This is a genomic window from Polaromonas sp. P1_G2 (genome assembly GCF_056405515.1).
In genome coordinates this window covers 1-24,229 of record NZ_JBFUBY010000024.1, presented here as the reverse complement: position 1 = coordinate 24,229, position 24,229 = coordinate 1, and the positions used below count along the sequence as shown (strand labels likewise).

At 64.8% G+C, this 24,229-nt stretch carries 22 protein-coding genes, 2 tRNA genes and 1 pseudogene; 14 read left to right on the top strand and 11 right to left on the bottom strand.

Annotation, left to right across the window (positions count from 1 at the left end; translation table 11 throughout):
* Positions 1 to 545, bottom strand: a pseudogene (locus AC1D0P_RS04440) (transcription-repair coupling factor); the annotation flags it as partial.
* A 136-nt stretch (positions 546 to 681) separates the two neighbouring features.
* Between AC1D0P_RS04440 and ispD the strand changes: the two are divergent.
* Together ispD and ispF are read left to right on the top strand one after the other, a co-directional pair.
* Entirely contained in the window at positions 682 to 1,413 is a 732-nt protein-coding gene (gene ispD, locus AC1D0P_RS04435; RefSeq protein ID WP_477675589.1) for a 2-C-methyl-D-erythritol 4-phosphate cytidylyltransferase, read from the top strand.
* A gap of 36 nt (positions 1,414 to 1,449) precedes the next feature.
* On the top strand, positions 1,450 to 1,932 hold the full coding sequence (gene ispF / locus AC1D0P_RS04430; RefSeq protein WP_477675588.1) for a 2-C-methyl-D-erythritol 2,4-cyclodiphosphate synthase: 483 nt from the start codon (positions 1,450 to 1,452) through the stop codon (positions 1,930 to 1,932).
* A 4-nt stretch (positions 1,933 to 1,936) separates the two neighbouring features.
* Here the strand turns inward: ispF and AC1D0P_RS04425 are convergent, their stop codons facing one another.
* The 3 genes from AC1D0P_RS04425 to AC1D0P_RS04415 form a co-directional block, all read right to left on the bottom strand.
* Positions 1,937 to 3,313, bottom strand: a complete 1,377-nt coding sequence (locus tag AC1D0P_RS04425) for a sensor histidine kinase (RefSeq protein ID WP_477675587.1) — start codon at positions 3,311 to 3,313, stop codon at positions 1,937 to 1,939.
* Between the two features lie 240 nt (positions 3,314 to 3,553).
* Positions 3,554 to 4,291, bottom strand: coding sequence for an osmolarity response regulator transcription factor OmpR (gene ompR / locus AC1D0P_RS04420; protein ID WP_007866319.1), 738 nt, complete (start codon positions 4,289 to 4,291; stop codon positions 3,554 to 3,556).
* 211 nt (positions 4,292 to 4,502) lie between these two features.
* On the bottom strand, positions 4,503 to 4,703 hold the full coding sequence (locus AC1D0P_RS04415; RefSeq protein ID WP_477675586.1) for a hypothetical protein: 201 nt from the start codon (positions 4,701 to 4,703) through the stop codon (positions 4,503 to 4,505).
* Between AC1D0P_RS04415 and AC1D0P_RS04410 the strand changes: the two genes are divergently transcribed.
* Positions 4,703 to 5,419, top strand: a complete 717-nt coding sequence (locus AC1D0P_RS04410) for an SIMPL domain-containing protein (RefSeq protein ID WP_477675585.1) — start codon at positions 4,703 to 4,705, stop codon at positions 5,417 to 5,419. The genes AC1D0P_RS04415 and AC1D0P_RS04410 overlap by 1 nt on opposite strands.
* Here AC1D0P_RS04410 and AC1D0P_RS04405 read toward each other — a convergent pair.
* Entirely contained in the window at positions 5,388 to 5,909 is a 522-nt protein-coding gene (locus tag AC1D0P_RS04405) for a multidrug/biocide efflux PACE transporter (RefSeq protein ID WP_477675584.1), read from the bottom strand. The genes AC1D0P_RS04410 and AC1D0P_RS04405 overlap by 32 nt on opposite strands.
* 130 nt (positions 5,910 to 6,039) lie before the next feature.
* Between AC1D0P_RS04405 and AC1D0P_RS04400 the strand changes: the two genes are divergently transcribed.
* Entirely contained in the window at positions 6,040 to 6,945 is a 906-nt protein-coding gene (locus AC1D0P_RS04400) for a LysR family transcriptional regulator (protein ID WP_477675583.1), read from the top strand.
* A gap of 70 nt (positions 6,946 to 7,015) precedes the next feature.
* Here the strand turns inward: AC1D0P_RS04400 and AC1D0P_RS04395 are convergent, their stop codons facing one another.
* Positions 7,016 to 7,636 carry an outer membrane beta-barrel protein gene (locus AC1D0P_RS04395; RefSeq protein WP_477675582.1) on the bottom strand — a complete coding sequence of 207 codons (621 nt, stop codon included), beginning with the start codon at positions 7,634 to 7,636 and terminating at the stop codon, positions 7,016 to 7,018.
* A gap of 223 nt (positions 7,637 to 7,859) precedes the next feature.
* Here AC1D0P_RS04395 and AC1D0P_RS04390 point away from each other — a divergent pair, with 223 nt between their 5' ends.
* Genes AC1D0P_RS04390 through AC1D0P_RS04380 form a run of 3 tightly spaced genes read left to right on the top strand, consistent with a single transcriptional unit; the run spans position 7,860 to position 10,885 of the window.
* Complete coding sequence (locus AC1D0P_RS04390) at positions 7,860 to 8,705, top strand: N-formylglutamate amidohydrolase (RefSeq protein ID WP_477675581.1); 846 nt, start codon at positions 7,860 to 7,862, stop codon at positions 8,703 to 8,705.
* 45 nt (positions 8,706 to 8,750) lie between these two features.
* Complete coding sequence (locus AC1D0P_RS04385) at positions 8,751 to 9,791, top strand: histone deacetylase family protein (RefSeq protein WP_477675580.1); 1,041 nt, start codon at positions 8,751 to 8,753, stop codon at positions 9,789 to 9,791.
* Positions 9,791 to 10,885, top strand: a complete 1,095-nt coding sequence (locus AC1D0P_RS04380) for an NAD(P)/FAD-dependent oxidoreductase (RefSeq protein WP_477675579.1) — start codon at positions 9,791 to 9,793, stop codon at positions 10,883 to 10,885. Before AC1D0P_RS04385 ends, AC1D0P_RS04380 begins: the two co-directional genes overlap by 1 nt.
* A gap of 25 nt (positions 10,886 to 10,910) precedes the next feature.
* Here AC1D0P_RS04380 and AC1D0P_RS04375 read toward each other — a convergent pair whose 3' ends face one another.
* Positions 10,911 to 11,693, bottom strand: coding sequence for a 3-hydroxybutyrate dehydrogenase (locus AC1D0P_RS04375; protein ID WP_477675578.1), 783 nt, complete (start codon positions 11,691 to 11,693; stop codon positions 10,911 to 10,913).
* A 118-nt stretch (positions 11,694 to 11,811) separates the two neighbouring features.
* On the opposite strand from AC1D0P_RS04375, the gene AC1D0P_RS04370 reads away from it, so the two are divergent.
* From AC1D0P_RS04370 to rimO, 5 genes are all read left to right on the top strand, one after another.
* Positions 11,812 to 12,723, top strand: coding sequence for an alpha/beta fold hydrolase (locus tag AC1D0P_RS04370; RefSeq protein WP_477675577.1), 912 nt, complete (start codon positions 11,812 to 11,814; stop codon positions 12,721 to 12,723).
* Between the two features lie 29 nt (positions 12,724 to 12,752).
* Positions 12,753 to 15,014 (top strand): RelA/SpoT family protein, encoded by a 2,262-nt coding sequence (locus AC1D0P_RS04365; RefSeq protein ID WP_477675576.1) that lies wholly within the window; start codon positions 12,753 to 12,755, stop codon positions 15,012 to 15,014.
* A 77-nt stretch (positions 15,015 to 15,091) separates the two neighbouring features.
* A tRNA-Val gene (locus AC1D0P_RS04360) sits at positions 15,092 to 15,168 on the top strand.
* A gap of 277 nt (positions 15,169 to 15,445) precedes the next feature.
* Entirely contained in the window at positions 15,446 to 15,937 is a 492-nt protein-coding gene (gene phaR / locus AC1D0P_RS04355) for a polyhydroxyalkanoate synthesis repressor PhaR (RefSeq protein WP_477652249.1), read from the top strand.
* A gap of 98 nt (positions 15,938 to 16,035) precedes the next feature.
* On the top strand, positions 16,036 to 17,445 hold the full coding sequence (rimO, locus tag AC1D0P_RS04350) for a 30S ribosomal protein S12 methylthiotransferase RimO (RefSeq protein WP_477675575.1): 1,410 nt from the start codon (positions 16,036 to 16,038) through the stop codon (positions 17,443 to 17,445).
* Between the two features lie 141 nt (positions 17,446 to 17,586).
* Here the strand turns inward: rimO and AC1D0P_RS04345 are convergent.
* Positions 17,587 to 17,671 (bottom strand) — tRNA-Leu (locus AC1D0P_RS04345).
* A 167-nt stretch (positions 17,672 to 17,838) separates the two neighbouring features.
* On the opposite strand from AC1D0P_RS04345, the gene rnr reads away from it, so the two are divergent.
* Both rnr and AC1D0P_RS04335 read left to right on the top strand, forming a co-directional pair.
* Positions 17,839 to 20,160: a ribonuclease R gene (rnr, locus tag AC1D0P_RS04340; protein WP_477675590.1), complete on the top strand. Its 2,322-nt coding sequence runs from the start codon at positions 17,839 to 17,841 to the stop codon at positions 20,158 to 20,160.
* A 60-nt stretch (positions 20,161 to 20,220) separates the two neighbouring features.
* The gene (locus AC1D0P_RS04335; RefSeq protein ID WP_477675574.1) at positions 20,221 to 20,778 is read left to right on the top strand and encodes a YggT family protein; all 558 of its coding nucleotides are present in this window, start codon (positions 20,221 to 20,223) and stop codon (positions 20,776 to 20,778) included.
* Here the strand turns inward: AC1D0P_RS04335 and AC1D0P_RS04330 are convergent.
* From AC1D0P_RS04330 to AC1D0P_RS04320, 3 genes are all read right to left on the bottom strand, one after another.
* Positions 20,775 to 22,268, bottom strand: coding sequence for an NAD(P)H-hydrate dehydratase (locus AC1D0P_RS04330; protein ID WP_477675573.1), 1,494 nt, complete (start codon positions 22,266 to 22,268; stop codon positions 20,775 to 20,777). The genes AC1D0P_RS04335 and AC1D0P_RS04330 overlap by 4 nt on opposite strands.
* A gap of 52 nt (positions 22,269 to 22,320) precedes the next feature.
* Complete coding sequence (locus tag AC1D0P_RS04325; protein WP_477675572.1) at positions 22,321 to 23,382, bottom strand: FAD-dependent oxidoreductase; 1,062 nt, start codon at positions 23,380 to 23,382, stop codon at positions 22,321 to 22,323.
* Between the two features lie 119 nt (positions 23,383 to 23,501).
* The coding region (locus tag AC1D0P_RS04320; RefSeq protein ID WP_477675571.1) for an amidase family protein at positions 23,502 to 24,229 on the bottom strand (728 nt) is incomplete at its 5' end.

The following is a 24,229-nucleotide window of genomic DNA, read 5'->3' as shown; positions in this document are numbered from 1 at the left end:
GGCACGGCCGAGCCCATGGGGAACAAATCGATCAGCCCGCCGCGCACCGCGTATTCGCCGGGGCTGACGACCTGGGTGACGTGGCTGTAGCCCGCCAGCGTGAGCTGGGCCCTCAGGCGCGTTTCGTCGAGCTTTTGCTTGACCTTGAAGTGGAAGGTGTAGCCGGCCAGGAAGCTGGGCGGCGCCAGCCGGTACAGCGCCGTGGTGGCGGGCACGATGACCACGTCGGCGCCGGTTTCCTTGTCGCGCTGCTGGATGCGCCACAGCGTGGCCAGGCRCTCGCTGATCAGGTCCTGGTGCGGCGAGAAGGTGTCGTAGGGCAGGGTTTCCCAGTCGGGGAACAGGGCGCAGCGCAGCTCCGGCGCGAAAAATGCGATCTCGTCCATCAGGCGCTGGGCCGTGGTGGCGTCAGAGGTGATGATGGCGGTGAGCTTGCCGGCGGCTTTTTCGCGGGTGCCCAGGCGTGCCAGCAGCAGGGCATCGGCGGAACCGGCGGGCTGGGGCAGGGTGTAGCGTTTGCCGGAGGCGAGTGGAGGTAGGTGCATTGAGCTGTGCGCGGCTGGCCAGGTTTTCAACAAGTCAATCGGAAAATCATTCGGCAAAAGGCAGGCACCCCAAACCATCCGGAGTGGGGTGCCTGCGTGTATTCAATCCCCTGATTTTAGAATCTATGATGAAGTTATGACGACAAGCCGCGCCAATATCCATTCCGGGTCCCGTTTTTTTGCCCTGATCCCCTGTGCCGGGCAGGGCAGCCGTGCCGGCACGGTCCAGGCCAAGCAGTACCAGGTGATCGCCGGACTGCCCATGGTGCGGCACACCGTGGAGGCTTTTCGGGCGCTCTCGGGCACTTTTGCCGCGCTCTGGGTGGTGATTTCGCCGTCCGACAGGGAATTTCTCAGCGTGTTCCCCGATTACAAGCAGCAAAACGAGCACCTGCTGCCGGGCGGCGGTGCGACGCGGGCGGCGACGGTGCTCAACGGCCTCAAGGCCATGGTGGCGCAGCCCGGCGGCGCCACGCTGGACGACTGGGTGCTGGTGCATGATGCCGCGCGCTGCCTGGTCATGCCCGAGCAGATCGAGGCCCTGATCGCCGCCTGCCGCAACGATGCCGTGGGCGGCCTGCTGGCGCAAAAACTGCCGGACACGCTCAAAAGCGAGCGCGGCGGCCGTGTGGCGAGCACCATAGACCGCAGCGAAAAATGGCTGGCGCAGACGCCGCAGATGTTCCGCATCGGCATGCTGATCGACGCACTGGAGAAAACCGGCGACCGCGTCACCGACGAATCCAGCGCGATGGAGGCTGTGGGCCTGGCGCCCCGGCTGGTGAGCAGCAGCGCGGAGAACTTCAAGGTCACCTACCCGGAAGATTTCGCGCTGGCGGAAGCGATTTTCGGGCGGCGCGGCAAATAGGCCCCGAATTCCACCACAACTCCGACAAAGGCATCCATGAGCAGCGTCAACTTTCGAATCGGCGAGGGCTGGGACACGCATGCGCTGGTGCCCGGTCGCAAACTGATCATTGGAGGGGTTGATATTCCCCACTCCGTGGGCCTGCTCGGCCATTCGGATGCCGACGTGCTGCTGCATGCCGTCACCGACGCCTTGCTGGGCGCTGCGGCCCTGGGCGACATCGGCTCCCATTTCCCCGACACCGATGCGCGTTTCAAGGGCGCCGACTCGTCGGTGCTGCTGGCGGAAGTGGGGCGCCTGCTGAAGGAACGCGGCCACAGCATCGCCAACATCGACAGCACCGTGATTGCCCAGGCGCCCAAGCTGGCCCCCTACATCGTGGCTATGCGGGCGAACATCGCCAAAACCCTGGGGCTGGACGTGGGCCAGGTGAACGTCAAGGCCAAAACCGCCGAGAAGCTGGGCCCGGTCGGGCAGGGCCTGAGCATGGAAGCGCGCGCGGTGGTGTTGCTGTACTGAGCGCTTAACTACGGCGCAGCTTGATGTGCGCGGCCAGTCCGCCCGAACCGGTGTTGGCCAGGCCGAACACGCCGCCCATGCGGTGAACGGTTTTCTCGACAATCGCCAGGCCCAGGCCCGCGCCCGTGGCCGCCGTGCGCGCCGCATCGCCGCGGAAAAACGGCCGCGTGAGCTTGGACAAGGTTTCGGGCGCCACGCCCATGCCGTGGTCGCGCACCTTGATCAGCACCCACTGGTCGCGGCTCTTGGCCGCGATGTCCACCAGCGCGATGCCGGTTTCGGGCGTCTTGCCGTAGCGCCTGGCGTTTTCCAGCAGGTTGGAGATCACGCGTGACAGCTCGACCTCGTCGGCCAGGACTGCCATGTCATCGGGAATGGCGACGGTCACGCGCATGTCTTCGTAGTCGGCCACGGCATAGACCGCGGCATCGACCACGGCATTGAGCGAAACGCGCTCCAGCCGCGGCGGCTCGGGCCGGGCGTAGTCGAGGAATTTGTCGATGATGGCGTCGAGTTGGGTGATGTCGGCCGCCATGTGTTCGCGGGCATCGGCGTCGGTGACGCTCATCTCGGTTTCCAGGCGCAGGCGCGCCAGCGGTGTGCGCAAATCGTGCGAAATGCCGGCCAGCATGATGACCCGGTCCTGTTCGATCTTGGAGAGCTGCTCGGCCATGCGGTTAAAGCCGATGTTGACCTCGCGGATCTCGCTGGTCGCAACTTTTTCGTCGAGCAGGCTGGCATCGAAGTCGCCGTCGCGCATGCGGCTGGCCGCGAAGGACAGCTGCTTGAGCGGCCGGTTGATCAGCCTGGCGATAAAGGCCGCGCCCGCCAGCGACAGCGCCGCGGCGGTGATCAGCCAGATGACCCAGGTGCTGTTGCGGGACGGGCCTATCTTGGAAGGGTCGGTGAGCAGCCAGTAGGAGTCGCCGTCGATGGCGAAACCCACCCACAGGCCCTTCTGGCCATTGACGTTGCTGGCCACGACGGTGCCGCTGCCCAGCCGGGCCTTGAGCTCTTCGGCGGTGCGCTCGCCGAGCTCGTCGCTCTCGAACAGTTCGAACTTGTCCTTGGGCTCGCGTGGCGTGATGCGCACGCGTTCCTCGTCGGCCAGGGTCTTGATCAGCGAAACGCGGGCGATGGCGTCGGAATAACGCAGGGCGGCCCGGCTCAGGTTGACCAGCGAGGCCAGCTGCTGCGCGCTCTGGATGGCGCGCGGCTCGGATTCGAGTGCCCGGAAGGTCTGCAGCCAAGCCACGATGGAGCCGAACAGCAGCAGCGACAGGAAGAAAAACGTCCGCCAGAACAGGCTGAAGCCGCGCCGCGGGCGCATCTCCAGCGGTGCCGGGGCGGTTTCAAGGGGGACCGGGTTGGTGGCGTCCATAAAAAAGTGGGTACGTGCCGCGAATGCGGGCGATCAATCGATGGACGTTAGCACGATGAGCCAGCGCGGCGGCATGCAAGCTGTTGCCGCCTGTTGCGGGCGCGCGTCATGTGGGCCAGTGGAAGCATTTGTTTTTACCAGCATGAGCCGCAGGGCCGGCTTTGCCGGACTGCAGGCGGGCGGCCCCCTCGGGGGGCAGCGCATTACACGAAGCCGAAGGCGCAGTGAAAAGCGTGGGGGCTAGTTAGTGCCATCCGGCACGAACACGTAGCCTATGCCCCAGACCGTCTGGATGTAGCGAGGCACCGCCGCATCCACTTCGATCAGCTTGCGCAGGCGGGAAACCTGCACGTCCAGGCTGCGATCGAAGGGCTCGAACTCGCGGCCGCGGGCCAGCTGCGCCAGTTTTTCGCGGGACAGGGGCTGGCGCGGGTGGCGCACCAGGGTCTTCAGCATGGCGAATTCGCCGGTGGTCAGCGGCAGTTCTTCGCCGTTCTTGTGCAGGGTACGCAGGCCCATGTCGAACGAGAAGGGGCCGAAGGTGATGACTTCCTGGTCGCTGGACGGGGCGCCGGGCACTTCGGCTGTCGGCCGGCGGCGCAGAACCGCGTGGATACGGGCCAGAAGCTCGCGGGGGTTGAAGGGCTTGGCGAGGTAGTCGTCGGCGCCGACTTCCAGGCCGACGATGCGGTCCACGTCCTCGCCTTTGGCGGTCAGCATGATGATGGGCGTGCGATCGTTGGCGGCGCGCAGGCGGCGGCAGATGGACAGGCCGTCTTCGCCGGGCATCATCAGGTCCAGGACGATCAGGTCGACGGCATCACGCAGCATGATGCGGTTCAGGGCCTTGCTGTCTTCGGCCAGGATCACTTCGAAACCCTCCTGGGCCAGGTAGCGGCGCAACAGGTCGCGGATGCGGGCATCGTCGTCAAGAATCAGGATTTTGTCGGCACGGGCGTTGGGTTGGGCTTGGGTCATAGTCGTCTGGTAATTTGTAACAGAGCCATTTTGAAGGCTGAAAACACGCGATGTCTCGTTTTTCAGTCACTTTGACACACTGTTACATAAGTTGCGGCTGCATGCACGCGTGGGATTTGATTGTGGAAATCCTCCTACACCTCCTGGGAAAAGAGCATGTGAAAATCGCGGCCCACGCGTTGTGCGAAACGCCTGTGGCCCTTCAAAACGGTCACTTGCCAAGCGGAAAAATCCGGCGGACCGAGCGGCTGCCGGCATGCACGTGGCAGGCACGACTTGCCAAATCCCCAAATTCCTGGCCTTTATTCCTGGCCTCCCCAACCCCTTTTTGTTTTCTTTTTCGTTTCATGTCTTTCGCGGCCGCACAACTGTGGCCAAAAGCAAGATCAACCACCTGAAAGGTAAATTCCAATGCGAACTTCCAAATTGATTGCTGTCTGTGTTCTGCTGGCGGGCGCTGCCATCGCCTCCGGCGTGATGGCCCAGACCATGCGCCCTGAAACCCTGCAGAACGTGGCCCAGCTGTCGGCCACAGGCTCTGTGGAAGTGCAGCAGGACCTGCTGTCGATTTCGCTGAGCACCACGCGCGACGGCACTGATGCCGGCGTCGTGCAGACCCAGCTCAAACAGGCGCTGGATACCGCGCTGGCGCAGGCCAAGCAGGCGGCCGCGCCGGGCCAGATGGACGTGCGCACCGGCAACTTCAGCCTCTACCCGCGCTACGGCAAGGATGGGAAGATCAACGGCTGGCAGGGTTCCACCGAACTGGTGCTGGAGGGCCGGGACTTTCCGCGCATCACCGGCACGGCGGGCAAGATCCAGACCCTCACGATGAGCAACGTGAGTTTTGCCCTGAGCCGTGAACAGCGCGCCAGGGTGGAGGGCGAAGCCCAGGCGCAGGCCATTGAGCGCTTCAAGGCCAAGGCCGGCGAAGTGGCGCGCAGTTTCGGCTTTTCGAGCTACAGCCTGCGCGAAGTTTCCATCAACGCCAACGACCAGAATCCGCCGCCGCGTCCCCGCATGATGGCGATGTCGGCCAAAGCCGAAATGGCCGATTCATCGGTTCCTGTGGAAGCCGGCAAAAGCACGGTGCTGGTCAACGTGTCGGGCTCTGTGCAGATGAAATGATGAACGGGGCGGTGCCGCCCCGGGTTGCGCAGGCCGCCGAGGCACATGCTTTCTGCTTCTGGCGGCTGTTGCGGGCGACGACCTTGGCACGCAGGTGGTCGTATGCCCAGTTGAAGCAGAAGGTATAGGGCAGGAAGAACAGCACGATGGCGATGTCCAGCACAAAGGCTTCCCAGAAGCCGATGTTCAGCCACCAGGCGGCCAGCGGAACCACCGCGATGATCAGGCCAATTTCAAACAGCACGGCGTGCACGGCGCGGGCGCCCAGCGTGCGCTGAAAGCCCATGCGTTGCTGCGCCCGGTCGAAGAGGGCGTTGAACGCCATATTCCAGCTCATGGCCATGAGCGAGACCATCAAGGTCAGCAGGCCCATGTGCGCCAGCGAATAGCCAAGCAGCCAGGCGCCCAGTGGCGCACAAATGGCGATGGCCAGGATTTCGAACCCCAGGGCGTGGAAAAAACGTTCCTTGACTGATTTCTGCGGACTCACGGTGCACTTCACTTTCTGCTTGATGTCGGGGCCCCAAGCTCGATATTGGGTGGCGATGGTTGTATTTTTATCGTTATTTTGGATGGATTAAAATCAATAATCATCTATTAAATAGATAGAAAGTCGCGCCATGCGCCATTCCCCGGAAGCACTGACCGCCTTTGCCGAAGCTGCCACCCTGGGCTCGTTTTCGGCTGCGGCGCGCAAGCTGGGTAAAAGCCAATCGACCGTGAGCACCGCGATCGCCAACCTGGAGATCGACCTGGGCATCACCCTGTTTGACCGCAGCACCCGCAAGCCGGCGTTGACGGAGCATGGCCGGGTGATGCTGGGCAAGGTGCAGGAAATCCTGGCCGCCAGCGACCGGCTGGACCGCGCCGCCAGCCAGCTCGGCGGCGGCATGGAGCCCAAGCTCAGTGTGGTCTGGTCGGACACCTACCAGTCCGACCGCTTCGAGGAAATGCTGCTGGCTTTTGAGCGGCACTTTCCCGACCTTGAATTCGAATGCCTGATTGCCGAGCACGGCGACCTGGTCTCGCTGGTGCAGACCGGGCGGGCGCACATCGGCGTGGTGGCCGCGCAAAACGCTTACCCACCGGACATCGGCTCGGCCACGATTGCCGAGCAGTCTGAAATCACCTTGTTCGTCGCCACCGCCCATCCGCTCGCCAGCCTCCAGGACCTGACGCCCGACCTGCTGGCCGACTACCGCGAGCTGCGGCTGGATACTTATATGGAGCAGGGCGCCCAGGGCCTGCCCCAGTCGCGCCGCGCCTGGTCGGCGCCCAGCTACCTCATGCTGATGGAAATGGCGGTGCTGGGTTTTGGCTGGGCGGCGATTCCGCGCTGGATGGTCACGCGCTTTGCCACCGGCAAGCTGGCGGAACTCGACGCGCGCGGCTGGCCGCGGCGGGTGCCGGTTGATGCCGTATGGTCGCGCCAGCGCCCTCTGGGGCGTGCCGGCACCTGGCTGCTGCAGGAAATGCTGGCGCCTGCGAGGCCCGCGAACCCAGGCGGGAGCCTGCCGGAGATGTGAAAAAGCCCGCGGCCTGTGAAGGCGTGCGGGCCGGTGGCAGGCGGGTGCGGCGGGCGCGCCCGGAGGCCTATCAGAAGCGGTAGCGCAGGCCCAGGCTGGTGGTGCTGACGCGCTCCTTGCCGGTGCCGACGAACTTCAAGTCATGCTCGTCCCATGCCAGCACGGCCGACAGGGCCGGGGTGAAGGCCCATTCGGCACCTATGCCGTAAGAGATACCCCAGTTGCTCTCGCTGCCGGAGGCGAGGCCGGAAGCCGGCAAGGCGGACACGCGGGTGTGCCCGTAGGTCGTGCCGACCTTGCCCAGCAGGTTGAAGGAGTTGCTCAGGGGCAGGCGGCCTACCAGGCTCAGGTTGATGCCTTGCGCCTCTGTCTGTCCGCCGCCGCGGTTGGCCTTGCCGAAATCGGTATAGCCGAGTTCCAGGCCGAAGTTGTTGTTGAAATAACTACCGCCGTAGAGGTTGTACGAGGTGTCCTTGTTGTCCGAAGGGAAGGCGCCTGCGCCACTGGGCAGCGAGAAGTCCGATTGGCCGACGTTGAGCCCGAAATAGCGAGAGCCCGGTGCATAAAACGAATAGTTGCTGCTCGACATGCCGGAGCTGGACGTGGAGCTTTGCGCTTGTGCGCCAGTGGCTGCCGCCAACGCGGCGACGGCCATTACGGTGGCTGAAAAGGTTCGAGTCAATGATGGCATGTTGCTTCCTTCAAGAGATAAATGGACGGCGTCACGCTTGTGGCGAAACAGCCGCGTGTTGTTGCTTTCCGTCGTGAAATTTAAGGGCCGTGCGGGCCCACTTTTGTGGGTGCAACAGTTAAATCCCTGTAGGACAAACGGAAGTTTGCGCGCGGCGGGAAAGCGATGGTGTGCCGCCTTGCGCGGCGCTGGCGTCGGTTTTTGCGGTGCTAAAGTCAAGGTCATGCAGCTCATTACCCACCTGCCCGGAAGCACCCCGCTGGTCCTGGATTCTCCCCACAGCGGGACGGTGTACCCGGCGGATTTCAGGCACGCTTGCGCGCTTGCCGTGCTTCGCAGCGCCGAAGACACCCACGTTGAAAAGCTCTACGACTTTGCCTCCGGCCTGGGCGTGCACTGGATTGAGGCGCATTTTCCGCGCAGCTATCTCGATGCGAATCGCAACACCACCGAAATGGACGTGAGCTTGCTGGACGGCCTGTGGCCCGGGCCGGTGGAGACCGATCCCAAAATATTGTCCAAGGTACGGTTGGGCAAAGGCCTGATCTGGCGTACTACGGACGAGGGCGTGCCCTTGTATGACCGCAAGCTGGGCGTGGCGGAAATCCAGGCACGCATTGAACAGTGCTGGAAGCCCTATCACGCGGCCGTTGCGAGGGCGATTGACACCGCCCACGCGCAGCACGGCTACAGCATTCACATCAATTGCCATTCCATGCCCGCGGTGGCGTCCAGCAGCGCCACGGATTTTCCGGGTGAGGCGCACGCTGACTTCGTGGTGGGCGACCGTGAAGGCACCACCGCGGGCAAGGCCTTGTCCAGGCTGGTATGCGAGCACCTGAAGGCGCGCGGCTACAGCGTGGCTTACAACCATCCTTACAAAGGCGTGGAGCTGGTCCGGCGCTACAGCCGGCCGGCCGAACACCGGCACAGCATCCAGCTCGAGATCAACCGCAAGCTTTATATGGACGAAAGCACCTTCGCGCTGGCGCCGGGCGCCGAACCGCTCAAGGCCAGCTTGCGCTCGCTGGTCGAGCTGCTGCTCAGGACCGACCCGCGCAAGCTCTGAAACCTGTCAGCGGTCGCCTGCACTTTTTACCCAGGTACGTTCACCATGCTCACCTTTTTCAGCGACAGCCACCACGCCCATGCCCCGCAGTACGAGTTTTTCCGCGGTGAGCGTGTGCCCTGTTTTGAGACGCCGGCGCGCGCCGAGTACGTCAAAGCCCGGCTGAGCGAACGCGGCCACGTCCTGCGCACGCCGCATGCCGACAGCCGCGGGGTGCTGGCCAAGGTGCACACCGCCCGCTACCTGGCATTTCTGGAGCATGCCTGGCGCGATTGGGTGGTGCTGGAGGAAGGCAACGATGGCCGCCAGCCTTTTCCCTCGGTGTGGCCGGTACGAAGCTTGCGCAGCGACGTGGAGCCCGTCAATTTCACCGCGCGGCTGGGCTTGTATTCGATGGACAACGGCTCGCCGTTGTCGGCCGGCACCTGGCAGGCCGCCAAGGCCGGCGCGGACGCCGCCGCCAGCGCCGCGGCCTTGCTGGGCAGCGGCAGTGAGCGCGCCGCCTTTTGTTGCAGCCGCCCACCCGGCCACCATGCCGGGCCCGACTTCATGGGCGGCTATTGTTTCCTGAACAATGCCGCTGTGGCGGCCCAGGCCTTGCGCGACGGCGGCGCGACGCGCGTGGCGGTGCTCGATGTCGATTACCACCACGGCAACGGCACGCAAAGCATTTTTTACAACCGCGCCGACGTGCTCTTCGTGAGCGTGCACGGCGACCCCATGACCGAGTACCCGTTCTATCTGGGCCATGCCGACGAGACCGGTGCGGGCGAGGGCGCAGGCTTCAACCTGAACCTGCCGCTGCCGGCTGGCTGCACGGTGCCGCGCTGGTTCGAGGCGCTGGAAGCAGCCTGCCTGCGCATCAACACCTTCAGCGCCGACGCGCTGGTGGTGTCGCTGGGGCTGGACACCTTTGCCGAAGACCCGATTTCCAAGTTCGCGCTGCAGCCCGGCGACTTTATCCGCCTTGGCGAACGCCTGGGCAAGCTGGGCCTGCCCACGGTGTTCGTGCTGGAGGGCGGCTATGCGGCCGCCGCGCTGGGCACCAATGCCGTCAACGTCATTGAAGGTTTTGAAGGCCGCTGATGGACAAAGTCGATTGTGTGGTGATTGGCGCGGGCGTGGTGGGCCTGGCCGTGGCACGCGCGCTGGCGCTGCGGGGCAGGGAAGTGATGGTGCTGGAGGCCGCCGATGCGATAGGCACGGGCACCAGTTCGCGCAACAGCGAGGTGATCCACGCCGGCATCTAYTACCCGCAAGGCTCGCTCAAGGCGCAGCTGTGCGTTGAAGGCAAGGGCTTGTTGTACGCCTACTGCGCCGAGCGCGGCATAGGCCACAGGCGCTGCGGCAAGCTGATCGTGGCGACCAATGAGGCCCAGGTCGCGCAGCTGCAGGGCATACGCGACAAGGCAGCCGCCAACGGCGTGAACGACCTGGTGCTGCTGACGCGTAAGCAAGCCCTTGCGCTGGAGCCGCAACTCGAATGCGTGGCCGCGCTGCATTCTCCCAGCACCGGCATTGTCGACAGCCACGGCCTGATGCTGGCACTGCAGGGCGACCTGGAGAACGCGGGCGGGCTGGTCGCGCTGAGTTCGCCGCTGGCCCGTGCGGAATGCACACCAGGCGCCCTTTATCTCACCGCGGAAGACGGCACTGAACTCGAAGCCACCACCGTCGTCAACGCCGCGGGCTTGCAGGCCCAGCACCTGGCCGCGCGCTTTGCGGGCCTGCCCGCGCAGCATGTGCCGCCCAGCCATTACGCCAAGGGCAACTACTTCACGCTGCCGGGGCGCTCACCTTTCAGCCGCCTGATCTACCCGGTGCCCGAAGCCGCGGGCCTGGGCGTGCACCTCACAGTGGACATGGGCGGCCAGGCCAAGTTCGGCCCCGACGTGCAATGGGTGGATTCGCCCGACGACCTGGTGGTGGACCCGGCGCGCGGTGACGCCTTTTATGCCGAGGTACGCAAATACTGGCCCGCGCTGGCCGACGGTGCGCTGACGCCGGGCTATGCCGGCATACGCCCCAAAATCCAGGCGCCCCATGAGGCCGCCAGGGACTTCATGATCCAGGGCCCGCGCGAGCACGGGGTGGCGGGCCTGGTCAATCTTTTTGGCATTGAATCGCCGGGGCTGACGAGTTCGCTCGCGATAGGCGAATACGTCAGCCGGATGCTGTAACGAGAAAAGAGAAAAGCGAAGGCGCTTACTGCGCCGCCCAGCCGCCGTCCATGTTCCAGGCCACGCCGCGCACATTGTTGCCGGCCGGCGAACAGAAAAACACTGCCAGCGCGCCCAGCTCTTCGGGCGTGGTGAATTGCATGGAGGGCTCCTTTTCACCCAGCAACTGCCTGGTGGCGGCCTCGTTGCTGATGTTGCCGGCGGCGGCCTTGGCGTCCACCTGTTTTTGCACCAGCGGCGTGAGCACCCAGCCGGGGCAGATGGCATTGCAGGTCACGCCCGTGGTGGCGTTCTCGAGTGCGGTGACCTTGGTCAGGCCGACGATGCCGTGCTTGGCGGCGACGTAGGCGGATTTTTCGGCGGAACCGACTAGGCCGTGGACCGACGCCACGTTGATGATGCGGCCCCAGCCCCTGCCGCCGTTGGCCGCCAGCATGGCGGGCAGGGCCAAGCGGGTGGCATGGAAGGCGCTGCTGAGGTTGATGGCGATCACGGCATCCCATCGTTCGACCGGGAAGTTCTCGACGCGGGCCACGTGCTGGATGCCGGCGTTGTTGACCAGGATGTCGACCTGGCCGAACTGCGCGGCGGCGTAACGCATCATGTCCTCGATGTCGGCGACCTTGCTCATGTCGGCGCCGTGGTAGGCCACGCGCGCGCCCAGCGCTTCCACTTCGGCCTTGGGGCCGTCCACGTCGCCGAAGCCGTTGATGACGATGTTGGCGCCTTGCGCCGCCAGCGCCTTGGCGATGCCCAGGCCTATCCCGCTGGTCGAGCCGGTGACGAGGGCTGTTTTACCTTTGAGCATATTGTTTCTCCGGATGATTTACGATGGTTGAACTGGGAGACCGGGCCTCGCGTTGTGCACGCCGCGCCTGGTTGATTTCTCAAGCAATTATCAAGCCTTTGAATTGAACTGCCGCGCCATGACCCAACCTACGCTGAACTACGTAAATTGCCCCGACGCCTCGGGCGGCCACCGCATGGCGTACTGGCAATGGGGCAGGCCGGACAGCGAGCACCTGGTGGTGTGCGTGCATGGCCTGTCGCGCCAGGGGCGCGATTTCGATACGCTGGCGCGGGCCTTGTCCGAGCAGGCGCGGGACGGCATACGCGTGGTCTGCCCCGACGTGGTGGGCCGCGGGGAAAGCGACTGGCTCAAGGAGCCTATGGGCTATCAGTTGCGCACTTATGCGGGCGACATGCTGGCGATGCTGGGCCAGTTGCACGCCCAGGCGCCAGTTACCTCGTTGGACTGGGTGGGCACCAGCATGGGCGGGCTGATCGGCGTGGCGGTGTGTGGAACGCCTGACTTGCCCCTGCCGGCGCCGGTGCGTCGCCTGGTACTTAATGACGTGGGGCCGGCCATCGAGTGGCAGGCGATCGTGCGGATCGGCACCTATCTGGGCCAGGCCGGCCACTTCGGATCGGTGCAGGAGGCGGCCGATGCGATGTGGGCGATTTCCCAAAGCTTCGGCCCGCACACGCCCGAGCAGTGGCTGGCGCTGTCGCGTCCCATGCTCAGGCGCGTCTCGGACGCCGCCGATGCCAAGTGGCGCCTGCATTACGACCCGGCCATCGCTGTGCCTTTCAAGCTGGAAACCGAGGAATCCGCACGCCAGGGTGAAACCATGCTCTGGCAGCTCTACGACAATATCAAGGCTGAAACCCTGGTGATACGGGGCCAGCAGTCCGACCTGCTCAGCATCCAGACAGCCCAGGCCATGACGCAGCGCGCGCCGCGCGCCCGCCTGGTGGAATTTGCGGGAGTGGGGCACGCGCCCACTCTGGTTGCCGCCGACCAAGTCGCCGCCGTGACGGGATTTCTGCTGGGCTGAGGCCCGCCAACTTATTTGACTGAAGTTACATGAAAAGCAATGTGGTCGGGCCCGGTGGCCCGACAGCCTCCCAGGGGGCGAATGCCTCCATCGTGACCGCCACGGCCGACAGCCTTCCGGACCAGCCGCATGCGCTGGCCCGGGCCCGCGCGTTCGCCGAACCCCTGATCGCCACTGAAACGCACGACACGGGCGAGAACATCCTGGTGCACGCCGATGCGGTCGCCTCCATCCTGAAAACCATAGGCGGCTCGGAAGCCATGCAGGCGGCCACCTACCTGGTCTATGCGTGCCAGCACCTGACCAAGCCGCAGGAAGTGATCACCAAGGCCTTCGGCGCCAACTATGCCGCGCTGGCGATGGAGACCACCAAGCTGGTGCAGGTGCAGCGCCAGGCGCGCAGCGCCAATGCGAAGGCGCAGTTGCTGGACGACCCGGCCGCGCAGACCGAGAACGTGCGCAAGATGCTGCTGGCGTTCTCACGCGATTTGCGTGTGGTGATGCTGCGGCTGGCATCGCGCCTGCAGACCCTGCGCCACTATGCCGCGACGCGGCAGGCCGCGCCGCTGTCTTTGGCTTATGAGTCGCTGCACGTCTTCGCACCGTTGGCCAACCGCCTGGGCATCTGGCAGATCAAATGGGAAATGGAAGACCTGGCCTTCCGCTTCCTGGAGGCCGAAACCTACAAGCAGACGGCGCGCCTGCTCGATGAAAAGCGTGTGGAGCGCGAGGGTTTCATGGAAGCCCTGCGCGCGCAGCTGGAGCGTGAACTGAACCAGAACGGCATCGCCGCGCTGGTGCAGGGCCGGCCCAAGCATATCTATAGCATCGTCAAGAAAATGCGCGGCAAGTCGCTGGACTTCGAACAGGTCTTCGACATCCGCGCGCTGCGCGTGATCGCCGCCGACGTGAAGGGCTGTTACGCGGCGCTCGGCTTCGTGCATTCGCGCTTCACGCCGGTGGATGGCGAGTTCGACGACTACATCGCCAAGCCCAAGACCAACGGCTACCAGTCGCTGCACACCGTGGTGCGCGACGACGCGGGCAGGGCGGTGGAAATCCAGGTGCGCACCCAGGCCATGCACGACCACGCCGAGCACGGTGTGGCCGCGCACTGGGCCTACAAGGAGGCCGGCACCAAGGGTTATGGCGGTGTGTCGGCCAGCAGCGAATACGACGCCAAGATCGCCGTGCTGCGGCAACTGCTGGCCTGGGAGCGCGATCTCTCGGGCCCCGCCGCCCAGCGCGCGCGCGATGACAAACAAGGGCTGTTTGAAGACCGCATTTATGTGCTGACGCCTGACGCCGCCATTGTGGAGTTGCCGCAAGGCGCGACCACGGTTGACTTCGCCTACAGCGTGCACACCAGCTTGGGCCACCGCTGCCGAGGCGCGCGCATCGACGGTGTCATGGTGCCGCTCAATACACCGCTGCAGAACGGCCAGACCGTGGAGGTCATTACCGTCAAGGAAGGCGGGCCTTCGCGCGACTGGCTCAATCCTGAACTGGGCTTTCTGTCCAGCCACCGCGCGAAATCCAAGGTGCGCGCCTGGTTCAACGCGCTGGCGATGGAGCAGACCGTGGCTCGCGGCCGCGAGGCCGTCGAAAAACTGCTGCAACGCGAAGGCAAGACGGCGATGAAGCTGGACGACCTGGCGGCGCAGCTCGGCTTCAAGGCGGCGGAGGACTTGTTTGAGGTCGTGGGCAAAGACGAGTTGTCCCTGCGCACGATAGAGAACATGCTCAGGCCGCCCGAGCCGGTGTTGAGCCAGGACGATTACGTGCTGGCAAAAAAGGCGCGTGCGCCCAACGCGAATGCAAAGAAGGCAGGGGGCGGCGTGCTGGTTGTCGGCATGGGATCCCTGCTGACGCAACTGGCCAAGTGCTGCAAGCCCGCGCCGCCCGATGAGATTCTTGGCTTCGTCACCAAGGGCAAAGGCGTCAGCATTCATCGCAGCGACTGCAGCAACTTCCGCAACATGGCGGCCGGCAGCCCGGACCGCGTAATCGAAGTGCAATGGAATTCGCCCAAGACGCCCGACGGCGCGGTCTATCCGGTGGACGTTGCCGTGGAAGCGGCCGACCGGCAGGGCCTGCTGCGCGATATTTCCGAGGTGTTCGCCAAGGAAAAAATGAACGTCATCGGCGTGCAGACGCAGTCGGTGAAAGACAACCGCGGCGGCACCGCCTGGATGACCTTCACCGTCGAAGTCGCGCAATCAGGCCGCCTCAACCAGGTGCTGGGCATCGTGGCCGAGGTGCCGGGCGTGCGCTCGGCGCGCAGGCGCTGAGTGCTCCCCTCATGGAATGCGGTGAGCGAACGTGGGGGCAAAAATAAATGCTATACTGCTAGCTTCGAACAGTCCTTAGGCGCGTAGCTCAGCTGGTTAGAGCACCACCTTGACATGGTGGGGGTCGTTGGTTCGAGTCCAATCGCGCCTACCAATTCCCTCAGAATGGTTCCTGTCCAGGCTTTCGCATCCACGGTGATGCGGGGCCCATCACACAGGGTAAACCAAGGGGATTGAGTACATCAGAATTCCTAGAATGTATGGAACTCCGGCATCTCAATGCCGGCCGTCATTCAGAGGAGAAATCAGTGCCAAAAAGCAAATCCACCAGCCCGGCATCCGGCCTTCCGCCTTCACAAGGCGAAGCGGTTGCCGACGGCAATTCCGGCGCCAAAAGCGGCCGGTCTGCCGGCAAGGCTGCGGCGTCCCGCGTGATCAAGAAATACCCGAACCGCCGGCTCTATGACACCGAAACGTCGACCTACATCACGCTCACCGAGGTTCGCCAGCTGGTGATGGACAGTGCTGATTTTGTGGTGCGCGATGCCAAGACCAATGAAGACCTGACGCGCAGCATCCTGCTGCAGATCATTCTTGAAGAAGAGAGCGGCGGCGAGCCCATGTTCACAGAGGCCGTGCTGGCCAACATCATCCGTTTTTACGGCAATGCGATGCAGGGTTTCATGGGCGCCTACCTGGAGAAAAACGTCCAGAGCTTCATGGACCTGCAGGTCAAGATGGCTGAGCAGTCCAAAGGGCTGAGCCCTGAAATGTGGGCGCAGTTCATGAATGCCCAGTCGCCCATGATGCAGGGCATGATGGGCACTTACGTGGAGCAATCCAAAACCGTTTTTACGCAGATGCAAGAGCAGATGCAAAAGCAGAGCGAGCAGATGCTGCAGGCCTTCGGCTTGAAAAAATGAACTGAATGCCGGGCAATGTGCCCGTGCGTTGACAGGCCGTTGAAGGCCATCCGGGGTCCACGGTTCGCCCTGATGCTTACCCTGAGACAATAGACCCCATGAGCGAAGTTATTTTCCCACCCGCACCCGCCACTCCCAAAGCCGCCCCTCGCGTCGGCTTTGTCAGCCTGGGCTGCCCCAAGGCCCTGACTGATTCCGAATTGATCCTCACGCAATTGAGCGCCGAGGGTTACCAGACCTCCAAGACCTTTGAAGGCGCGGACCTGGTGATCGTCAACACCTGCGGCTTCATCGACGATGCAGTCAAGGAAAGCCTGGACACCATCGGCGAGGCTCTGGCCGAAAACGGCCGGGTCATCGTCACCGGTTGCCTGGGCGCCAAGGCCGGCGACGACGGCGGCAACCTGGTGCGCCAGATGCATCCCAGCGTACTGGCCGTGACCGGTCCGCATGCGACGCAGGAAGTCATGGACGCGGTCCACCTGAACCTGCCCAAGCCGCATGATCCCTTTGTGGACCTGGTGCCCAACGCCTTCGGCATTGCCGGCATCAAGCTCACGCCCCGGCACTACGCCTACCTGAAAATCAGCGAAGGTTGCAACCACCGCTGCACCTTCTGCATCATCCCCTCGATGCGCGGCGACCTGGTGTCGCGGCCCATAGGCGACGTACTCAATGAGGCGCGTGCACTGTTTGAGGGCGGCGTGAAGGAGCTGCTGGTCATCAGCCAGGACACTTCGGCCTACGGCGTGGACGTGAAATACCGCACCGGCTTTTGGGATGGCAAGCCCGTCAAGACGCGCATGCTGGAGCTGGTGCAGGCTCTCGGCGAAATCGCCGAGCCCTACGGTGCCTGGGTGCGTTTGCATTACGTGTATCCGTACCCTAGTGTGGACGAGGTGCTGCCGCTGATGGCCACCGGCAAGGTCTTGCCTTACCTTGATGTTCCGCTGCAGCACAGCCATCCGGATGTGCTCAAGCGCATGAAGCGGCCGGCCAGCGGCGAGAAAAACCTCGAGCGCATTGCGCGCTGGCGCGAAATCTGCCCAGAGATCGTGATCCGCAGCACCTTTATCGCCGGTTTTCCCGGTGAAACCGAAGCGGAATTCGAGCACCTGCTGGACTTCATGCGCGAGGCCAAAATCGACCGCGCAGGTTGCTTTGCCTACAGCGCCGTGGAAGGCGCGACGGCCAACGACATTCCCGGCATGCTGCCGATGGAATTGCGTGAAGAGCGGCGCGCCCGTTTCATGGCGGTTGCCGAGGCGGTGTCCAGCCAGAAGCTTCAGCAACGCATAGGCGCGACCATGCAGGTGCTGGTGGATTCGGCCCCGGCGCTGGGCCGAAAGGGCGGCACCGGGCGTTCCTATGCCGATGCGCCCGAGATCGACGGCGTGGTCAAGCTGCTGCCGCCCGAGAAAATCAGCAAGACGCTGAAAGTCGGTGAATTCACCCGGGCCCGCATCGTCGGGACCCAGGGCCACGACCTGGTGGCCGTGCCCGTTTGATCAAGATTGAGGGCGAAAGACCGGGCCGGAAGATGAGGCCCGGAAATTCCAGCAATAAAAAAAGCCACTGGGTCGCAGTGGCTTTAATCTTGCTTTCTTCCAGAGCTCGTTTCAGAGTCTGGCAAAGCTGTTTGGTGTATCTGGTGCCCGGGAGAGAACTCGAATCTCCACATCTTGCGATACACGGACCTGAACCGTGCGCGTCTACCAATTCCGCCACCCGGGCACAGCTAGCAGTGTACCATTACTTGAATGCTTTCTGAGGCCTCGGCCCGCAAATTTTCCTGAAATATTTCGGCTGCATACTCAAAGCCAGCAGCCTCCAACAAATAGAGACTTTTTATCAAAACAACTCACTCCCATGCGGGCGGATCGTCCGCCCATTCCTCCGGTCTGCTCGCTGAATTCGAGGGCACCGTTTCCGGCCACCGCGACGGCCATGGTTTCGTATTGCGCGACGACGGCGAGGCGGATATTTACCTGCCGCCCAACGAAATGCGCGCGGTGCTGCACAAGGACCGCGTCAAGGCGCGCATCGTGCGGCATGACCGCAAAAACCGGCCTGAAGGCCGCGTGACCGAGATCATCGAGCGCTCCTCCAACCCCATCATTGGCCGCCTGTTGCAGGAAAGCGGCGTCTGGCTGGTCGCGCCCGAAGACAAGCGCTACGGCCAAGACGTATTGATCCCCAAGGGCGCCACCGGCACGGCTAAAGTTGGCCAGGTGGTGGTGGTGCAACTCACCGAGCCACCGGCGCTGTTCGGTCAGCCTGTGGGCCGCGTCAAGGAAGTGCTGGGCGAGATCGACGACCCCGGCATGGAAATCGAAATCGCGGTGCGCAAATACGGCGTGCCGCATGAATTCAGCGACGAAGCCCTGGCCCTGGCCCGTTCCCTGCCGGACGCCGTGCGGCCGGCCGACAAAAAACACCGCATCGACTTGACCGACGTTCCGCTGGTCACCATCGACGGCGAAGACGCCCGCGACTTTGACGACGCCGTGTACTGCGAGCCGGCCAAGGTCGGCCGCGGCAAAGGTTGGCGCCTGCTGGTGGCGATTGCCGACGTGAGCCACTATGTGGAAACCGGCAGCGCCATCGACATCGACGCCTACGACCGCGCCACCAGCGTGTACTTCCCGCGCCGCGTGATTCCCATGCTGCCGGAGAAACTCTCCAACGGCCTGTGTTCGCTCAACCCCAACGTCGAGCGCCTGTGCATGGTCTGCGACATGCTGGTCAACGCCAAGGGCGAGGTCCATGCCTACCAGTTCTACCCGGCCGTGATGTTCAGCCAGGCGCGCTTCACCTATACCGAGGTCGCCGCCATCCTGGCCAACACACGCGGCCCCGAAGCCGCGCAGCGCAAGGCACTGGTGCCGCATTTGCTCGACCTGCACGACGTCTACCAGGCCTTGCTCAAGGAGCGCGGCGTGCGCGGAGCCGTGGATTTCGAAACCACCGAAACGCAGATCGTCTGCGACGAAGCTGGACGTATCGAAAAAATCGTGCCCCGCACGCGCAACGTGGCCCACCGCCTGATCGAGGAGGCCATGCTGGCCGCCAACGTCTGCTCGGCCGACTTTATTTCCCAGAGCAAGCATGTGGGCCTGTACCGTGTGCACGAAGGCCCGACGCCCGAGAAGAAGGAGATGCTGCGCAACTACCTGAAGGTGGCCGGCGTCGGCATGACCATCAGCGATGACCCGGAACCGGGCGAGTTCCAGCGCATCGCGCTGGCCACCAAGGACAGGCCGGACGCGCAGCAAATCCACTCGATGCTGCTCCGCTCCATGCAGCAGGCCATCTACACGCCCATGAACAGCGGCCACTTCGGCCTGGCTTACGAGGCCTACACGCACTTCACCAGCCCGATCCGGCGCTACCCAGATCTGCTGGTGCACCGCGTCATCAAGGCAGTGCTGAACAAGGCCAAATACCAATTGCCGACCCTGCCCACGCCGGGAGAGGCCGAGGCCAAGCTGTCCAAACGGCTGGCCTCGCGCGTCAAGGAGCCGACCCAGAAGCCGAAAAAAGCCAGTGCCGACGAACTCGCCTGGCAAGCGGCCGGCTTGCACTGCAGCGCCAACGAACGCCGCGCCGACGAAGCCAGCCGAGACGTCGAGGCCTGGCTCAAGTGCAAATACATGCGCGAGCACCTCGGTGAGGAGTTCGGCGGTGTCGTCACGGCGGCCACGGGCTTCGGCATCTTCGTCACGCTGGATGCGATGTACGTCGAAGGCCTGGTGCACATCACGGAACTGGGCGGCGAATACTTCCGCTTCGACGAAGCGCGGCAGGAGCTGCGCGGCGAGCGCACCGGCATCCGCTACGCCATCGGCACGCGGGTAAGGGTGCAGGTCAGCCGGGTGGACCTGGACGGCCGCAAGATTGATTTCCGCCTGGTGAACGAGGGCCAGGACCTGGTCGGCCGTGCCATGAAGGACAAGACCGGCGGCCATGCGACGGAGTTGCCGGCCCAGGAACGCGGCGCCGCGCGCCACGCCGGCGAACCCCGAACCGGCAAGGCCGGCAAGAAGCCGGTGGGCAAGCACGCGGAAACCCGCTCCAGTAGCCGCAGCAGCGGTTCAGGCCGGAGCACCGGCGGCGCCGGCAGCGAACGCACGCCCAAGTCGCCCATCCAGGCGCTGAAGGCGGCCGTCAAGAAAGCCGCCGGCAGCGCCGGGCGCAAACAGGGCAAGAAGCCGCGCCGCTAGGAATCCGGAAATAGCCATGGATTGTTTTTCCCATCCTTTCTCGTCCAGGGCAGGCCGCGCATGCTGATCCGTATCCTGTCGTTTCTTCTTGAGACCATTTTTTTCCTGCTGATTGCGGCGGCACTGCTGCGTGCGTGGATGAACTGGGTCCGGGTCAACATGAGCGCCCAGCCGGGCAGTTTTGTGATGGCGCTGACCGACTGGCTGGTCAAGCCCCTGCGCCGCGCATTGCCCAGGTCGCTGGCGCAGTCGCGGGTGGACTGGGCCAGCGTGATCGCCGCCGCCGTGTTGGCGCTGGCCTATGCCCTGCTGTGGGCCTTGTTGTCCGGCGTGCTGCCGGGAGCGCTTGACGTGGCGCCCCTGCTCTTGCTGTCGCTGTTGTCGTTCGCGCTCAAGATGCTGGTCCGTGTGGCATTGCAAACCCTGTTCATCCTGGTGCTGGGTTTTGCCATCCTCTCGTGGATACAGCCCGGYTCGCCCGCCTATGCCTTGCTGGGCCGCCTGACGGAGCCCGTGCTGGCGCCGTTGCGCCGCGTGATCCCCGTCGTGGGCGGGGTCGACATCTCGGCGCTGGTGCTGATCGTGCTGCTGCAGATTGCCTTGATGGTCATCGTCTAGCAGCCGGCCAGCGCCGACGCCGTCAGCGCCTGGCCACCGTGGCCCGCCGGCCATTCATCGGCCTTGCGGCCGTGGGCAAACACGGCGCTGCAGGCCGCTTCGAAAGCCTCCAGGCCTCCGGCCATATGGGCGCCCAGTATTCCTGCCAGCACATCACCCGTGCCGGCAGTGGCCAGCAGGGCATTGCCGCTGCTGTTGATGGCGCTGGCCCGGCCCGGCGCGGCGATCACGGTCCCCGAGCCTTTGAGCACCACGACGCACTGAAAGCGCTCGGCCAATTGACGGGCGGACGCCAGCCGGCCGGCCTGCACCTCTTTGGCGCTGCTTCCTGCCAGCCGGGCGGCTTCGAGCGGGTGGGGCGTGAGCACTGTCGCATAGCCGCGGTGGTGGCGGGACGTGAGCTGGGTTTGCAGCTGCGTATCCGCCGCGATCGCGTTGAGCGCGTCCGCGTCCAGCACCAGCCGGGGAGCCGCCGACAGCACCTTGGGCAGCACCGCGCGCACGGCGTCACCACCGCCGCAGCCGCACACCACCACCTGCTGCGCCAGGTCCAGCGCCTCGGGGGCGCGGAACATCAATTCGGGTTGCTGGGGATCCACACTGAGCGCCGGCTTGCCGAGCAGGGCCACATACACCCGGCCCGCACCCGCGTGCAGTGCGGCCCGCGCCGCCAGCAGGGCGGCGCCCGCCATATGACTGTGGGCGGTGGACTCGCCGCCCAGCACGGCCACGTCGCCAAAGCTGCCCTTGTGGCTGGCGTGCGGGCTGGTATGCCTTGGTGCTTGCGAGGCCCGGTCGGCACCCAGCAGCCAGGCCTCCGGTGCGTCGGCCGTCGCCGTGCCAAGGCCGTCAAACCATACCTGGCCCGCGCGGTCGCGGCCGTTCGCGGTGAACAGCCCCGGCTTCAGGGTCAAAAGGCTCAAGGTAAAGATATCTGGTGCCGCCGCAAGTTCAAGCTTGAACACCCCGGTGTCGGCGTCCAGGCCGGTCGGCACGTCCACCGCGAGCCGCGGTGCGGCACCGGCCTGCATGCGCGCCAGCCATTCCAGCATTAGGGCCATGCCCGGCCGGGCCGGGTCCAGCGTGCCGCCTATGCCCAGCAGGGCGTCTATGCAGAAATCGAAGCCTTCAGGCGGCTCCGCGGACATGGGCACGCCGGCCGCCAGGGCGCGTTCGCGCGAGGCCTGGGCGTCGGGTGGCTGGCCGGTTTTCCCGGGGGATGGGCCCGTCCAGGTGAGGGTCACGTTTTTGCCCCAGCGGTGCAGGTGCATGGCGGCCTCGAAACCGTCGCCGCCGTTGTTGCCGGGCCCGCAGGCAACCCAGATGCGCTGCGCGTGCGGCGCCAGGGCCAGCGCCAGGCGGGCGACCGAAAGGCCGGCCCGTTGCATCAGCGTGTGCGGCGGCAGGCCGGCGGCGGCGAGCTGCTCAAGTTCGCGGGTAGCCGCCACGCTGTGAAGCGGCTCGCTGAGGGCGCTGGAAATTCTTCGCATGGCCCGATTGTGCGGCCCCCCGGTGTCTCGCAGGAACGGGACTCGCCGGGTTTCAGGCAAGGCGGGCGACGTCCAGCCCTTCCATGTCGATGTCCGTGCTTTTCCCTGCCATCAGATCGGCCAGCGCCCGCGCGCTGCCGCAACTGAGTGCCCAGCCGCTGGATCCGTGGCCCAGGTTGAGCCAGAGTCCGGGAATGCCGCTGTCGCCGATGATGGGCGGCCCGTCAGGCAGCATGGGCCGGGCGCCTTTCCACTCCTGCACGCTGGCGCCGATGTTGGAGAGCTGGGCCGCACCCGGAAACCAATCATGTAAAACCTTGTAAAGGGTTTGCAGGGAGCCGGCCCGTTTATTGTCCAGCGAGCCRCCGATTTCGGCGCTGCCGGCTACGCGCACGCGATTGCCCAGGCGTGAAATCGCCACCTTGTAGCGTTCGTCCATCAGCGCGCTGCGTGGCGCGTTCAGGGGTTCGCGAATCGGTGCGCTGATGGAGTAGCCGTAAACCGCCGCCATCGGGATTTTCAGGCCCAGCGGCTTCAAGAGCTGCGCCGAGGCCAGGCCGGCGCACATCACGACGCGGTCGAAGCCGCGCGGCGTGTTTTCACCAGCGATGACCAGGCTGGCGGGCTGTGCCTGCTCCAGCCCAGCCACCGTGGTGTTGAACTCAAAGTTCACGCCCAGGCGCTGGGCTTCATTGAGCAAAACCATGTAACCGGGGCTGCCGTCGTATTCGAGTTGCAGCTCGGCGGTCAGGTGGTGCAGTCGTTCCCGGCTGTAAAAGGCCAGGCGCTGCATGCGTGCGCGATTGGCCAGGTAGGTATCGAGCTTGCAGGCGCGAAACCATTTCCACATCCAGGCCAGTTCACCGGCCGACAGCGGCAGGGCGAGCTTGACGGGCGCGTGCCGGCTGAACAGGTGGCTGAGGACCTTGCGCGGCATGCCGGGCGCTGCCCAGGGTGTGACGTAGCCGGGCGCGACCAGGCCGGCGTTGGCGAAGCTGGTCTCCTCGGCCGCCGCGCCGCGGCGTTCGAACACGGTGACGTCATGGCCGTCCAGGGCCAGTTCGTAGGCGGTGGTGATGCCGATGATGCCGGCACCAATGACGGCGATCCTCATACGAGGGCGCCGCGGCGGCGTGGGGTGGAGGCGGAGCGCTCGGGATGGTGAAACGTGTTCTGCATTGTTTTTATGAAGTGAAGCAGGCCGCTGGCCCGAACTGGATGGGTCGGCGGCGGTTATTGCTGCAGCGACAGGGCCAGGGCGGCTTCCACCTGCATGGCCAGGTCCAGCACATCGTCATCATGCAGCGCCGCGTGCCACAGCATCAGGCCCACGGGCAACTGGCCGGGCGTGTGGCAGGGCAGGGAAATCGCACAGCCGTCGAGCATGTTAACCACGGAGGTGTTGCGCAGCAAAAGGCCGTTGACCCTGAAGAACTCGGTGTCGTCGTTGAGCAGGCCGGCAATCGGCGGCGCGACAAGGGGCACGGTGGGCGACAGCACGGCGTCAAAGCCGTCCAGGCGGATTTCCATGCGGGTGATCCAGGCCTTGCGGGCCGCCACCAAGTCGATGTAGTCGGCTGCGCTCATGCTGGCGCCGCGCAGGATGCGCTGCGCGACACGCGGGTCGTAGCTGGCCTGGTGTTCGGCGATCAGGCTGCGGTGCCAGGCGTAACTTTCCGCCGCGGACAGGCCGCCGGTGGCGTTGATGGCCCCCAGTTCGGAGATTTCCTCCAGCGCGATCTCCTCGATATGGGCGCCGGCCCGGCGCAAGACCTGCAGGCTGCGCTCAAACGCCTGGGCCACGGTGCGGCTCAACGCATCCTGCATCTGCGTGCGGGCCACGGCCAGGCGGCAGGCGGACAGCGGTTTGCCGGCCAGCCTCACCTGGCGTGCCGCCAGCACCTCGTGCACAGTGACGGCGTCGCGCACCGAGCGCGTCAGGGCGCTCACGGTGTCCAGGC

Bases quoted from the DNA above. Each gene is read 5' to 3' on its own strand.
- AC1D0P_RS04390 (WP_477675581.1), top strand. From the start codon at position 7,860: ATGCAGCTCATTACCCACCTGCCCGGAAGCACCCCGCTGGTCCTGGAT.
- AC1D0P_RS04375 (WP_477675578.1), bottom strand. From the start codon at position 11,693: ATGCTCAAAGGTAAAACAGCCCTCGTCACCGGCTCGACCAGCGGGATA.
- AC1D0P_RS04370 (WP_477675577.1), top strand. From the start codon at position 11,812: ATGACCCAACCTACGCTGAACTACGTAAATTGCCCCGACGCCTCGGGC.
- AC1D0P_RS04425 (WP_477675587.1), bottom strand. From the start codon at position 3,313: ATGGACGCCACCAACCCGGTCCCCCTTGAAACCGCCCCGGCACCGCTG.
- ispF (WP_477675588.1), top strand. From the start codon at position 1,450: ATGAGCAGCGTCAACTTTCGAATCGGCGAGGGCTGGGACACGCATGCG.
- AC1D0P_RS04365 (WP_477675576.1), top strand. From the start codon at position 12,753: ATGAAAAGCAATGTGGTCGGGCCCGGTGGCCCGACAGCCTCCCAGGGG.
- ompR (WP_007866319.1), bottom strand. From the start codon at position 4,291: ATGACCCAAGCCCAACCCAACGCCCGTGCCGACAAAATCCTGATTCTT.
- AC1D0P_RS04410 (WP_477675585.1), top strand. From the start codon at position 4,703: ATGCGAACTTCCAAATTGATTGCTGTCTGTGTTCTGCTGGCGGGCGCT.
- AC1D0P_RS04385 (WP_477675580.1), top strand. From the start codon at position 8,751: ATGCTCACCTTTTTCAGCGACAGCCACCACGCCCATGCCCCGCAGTAC.
- ispD (WP_477675589.1), top strand. From the start codon at position 682: ATGACGACAAGCCGCGCCAATATCCATTCCGGGTCCCGTTTTTTTGCC.
- AC1D0P_RS04400 (WP_477675583.1), top strand. From the start codon at position 6,040: ATGCGCCATTCCCCGGAAGCACTGACCGCCTTTGCCGAAGCTGCCACC.
- AC1D0P_RS04395 (WP_477675582.1), bottom strand. From the start codon at position 7,636: ATGCCATCATTGACTCGAACCTTTTCAGCCACCGTAATGGCCGTCGCC.
- rimO (WP_477675575.1), top strand. From the start codon at position 16,036: ATGAGCGAAGTTATTTTCCCACCCGCACCCGCCACTCCCAAAGCCGCC.
- AC1D0P_RS04330 (WP_477675573.1), bottom strand. From the start codon at position 22,268: ATGCGAAGAATTTCCAGCGCCCTCAGCGAGCCGCTTCACAGCGTGGCG.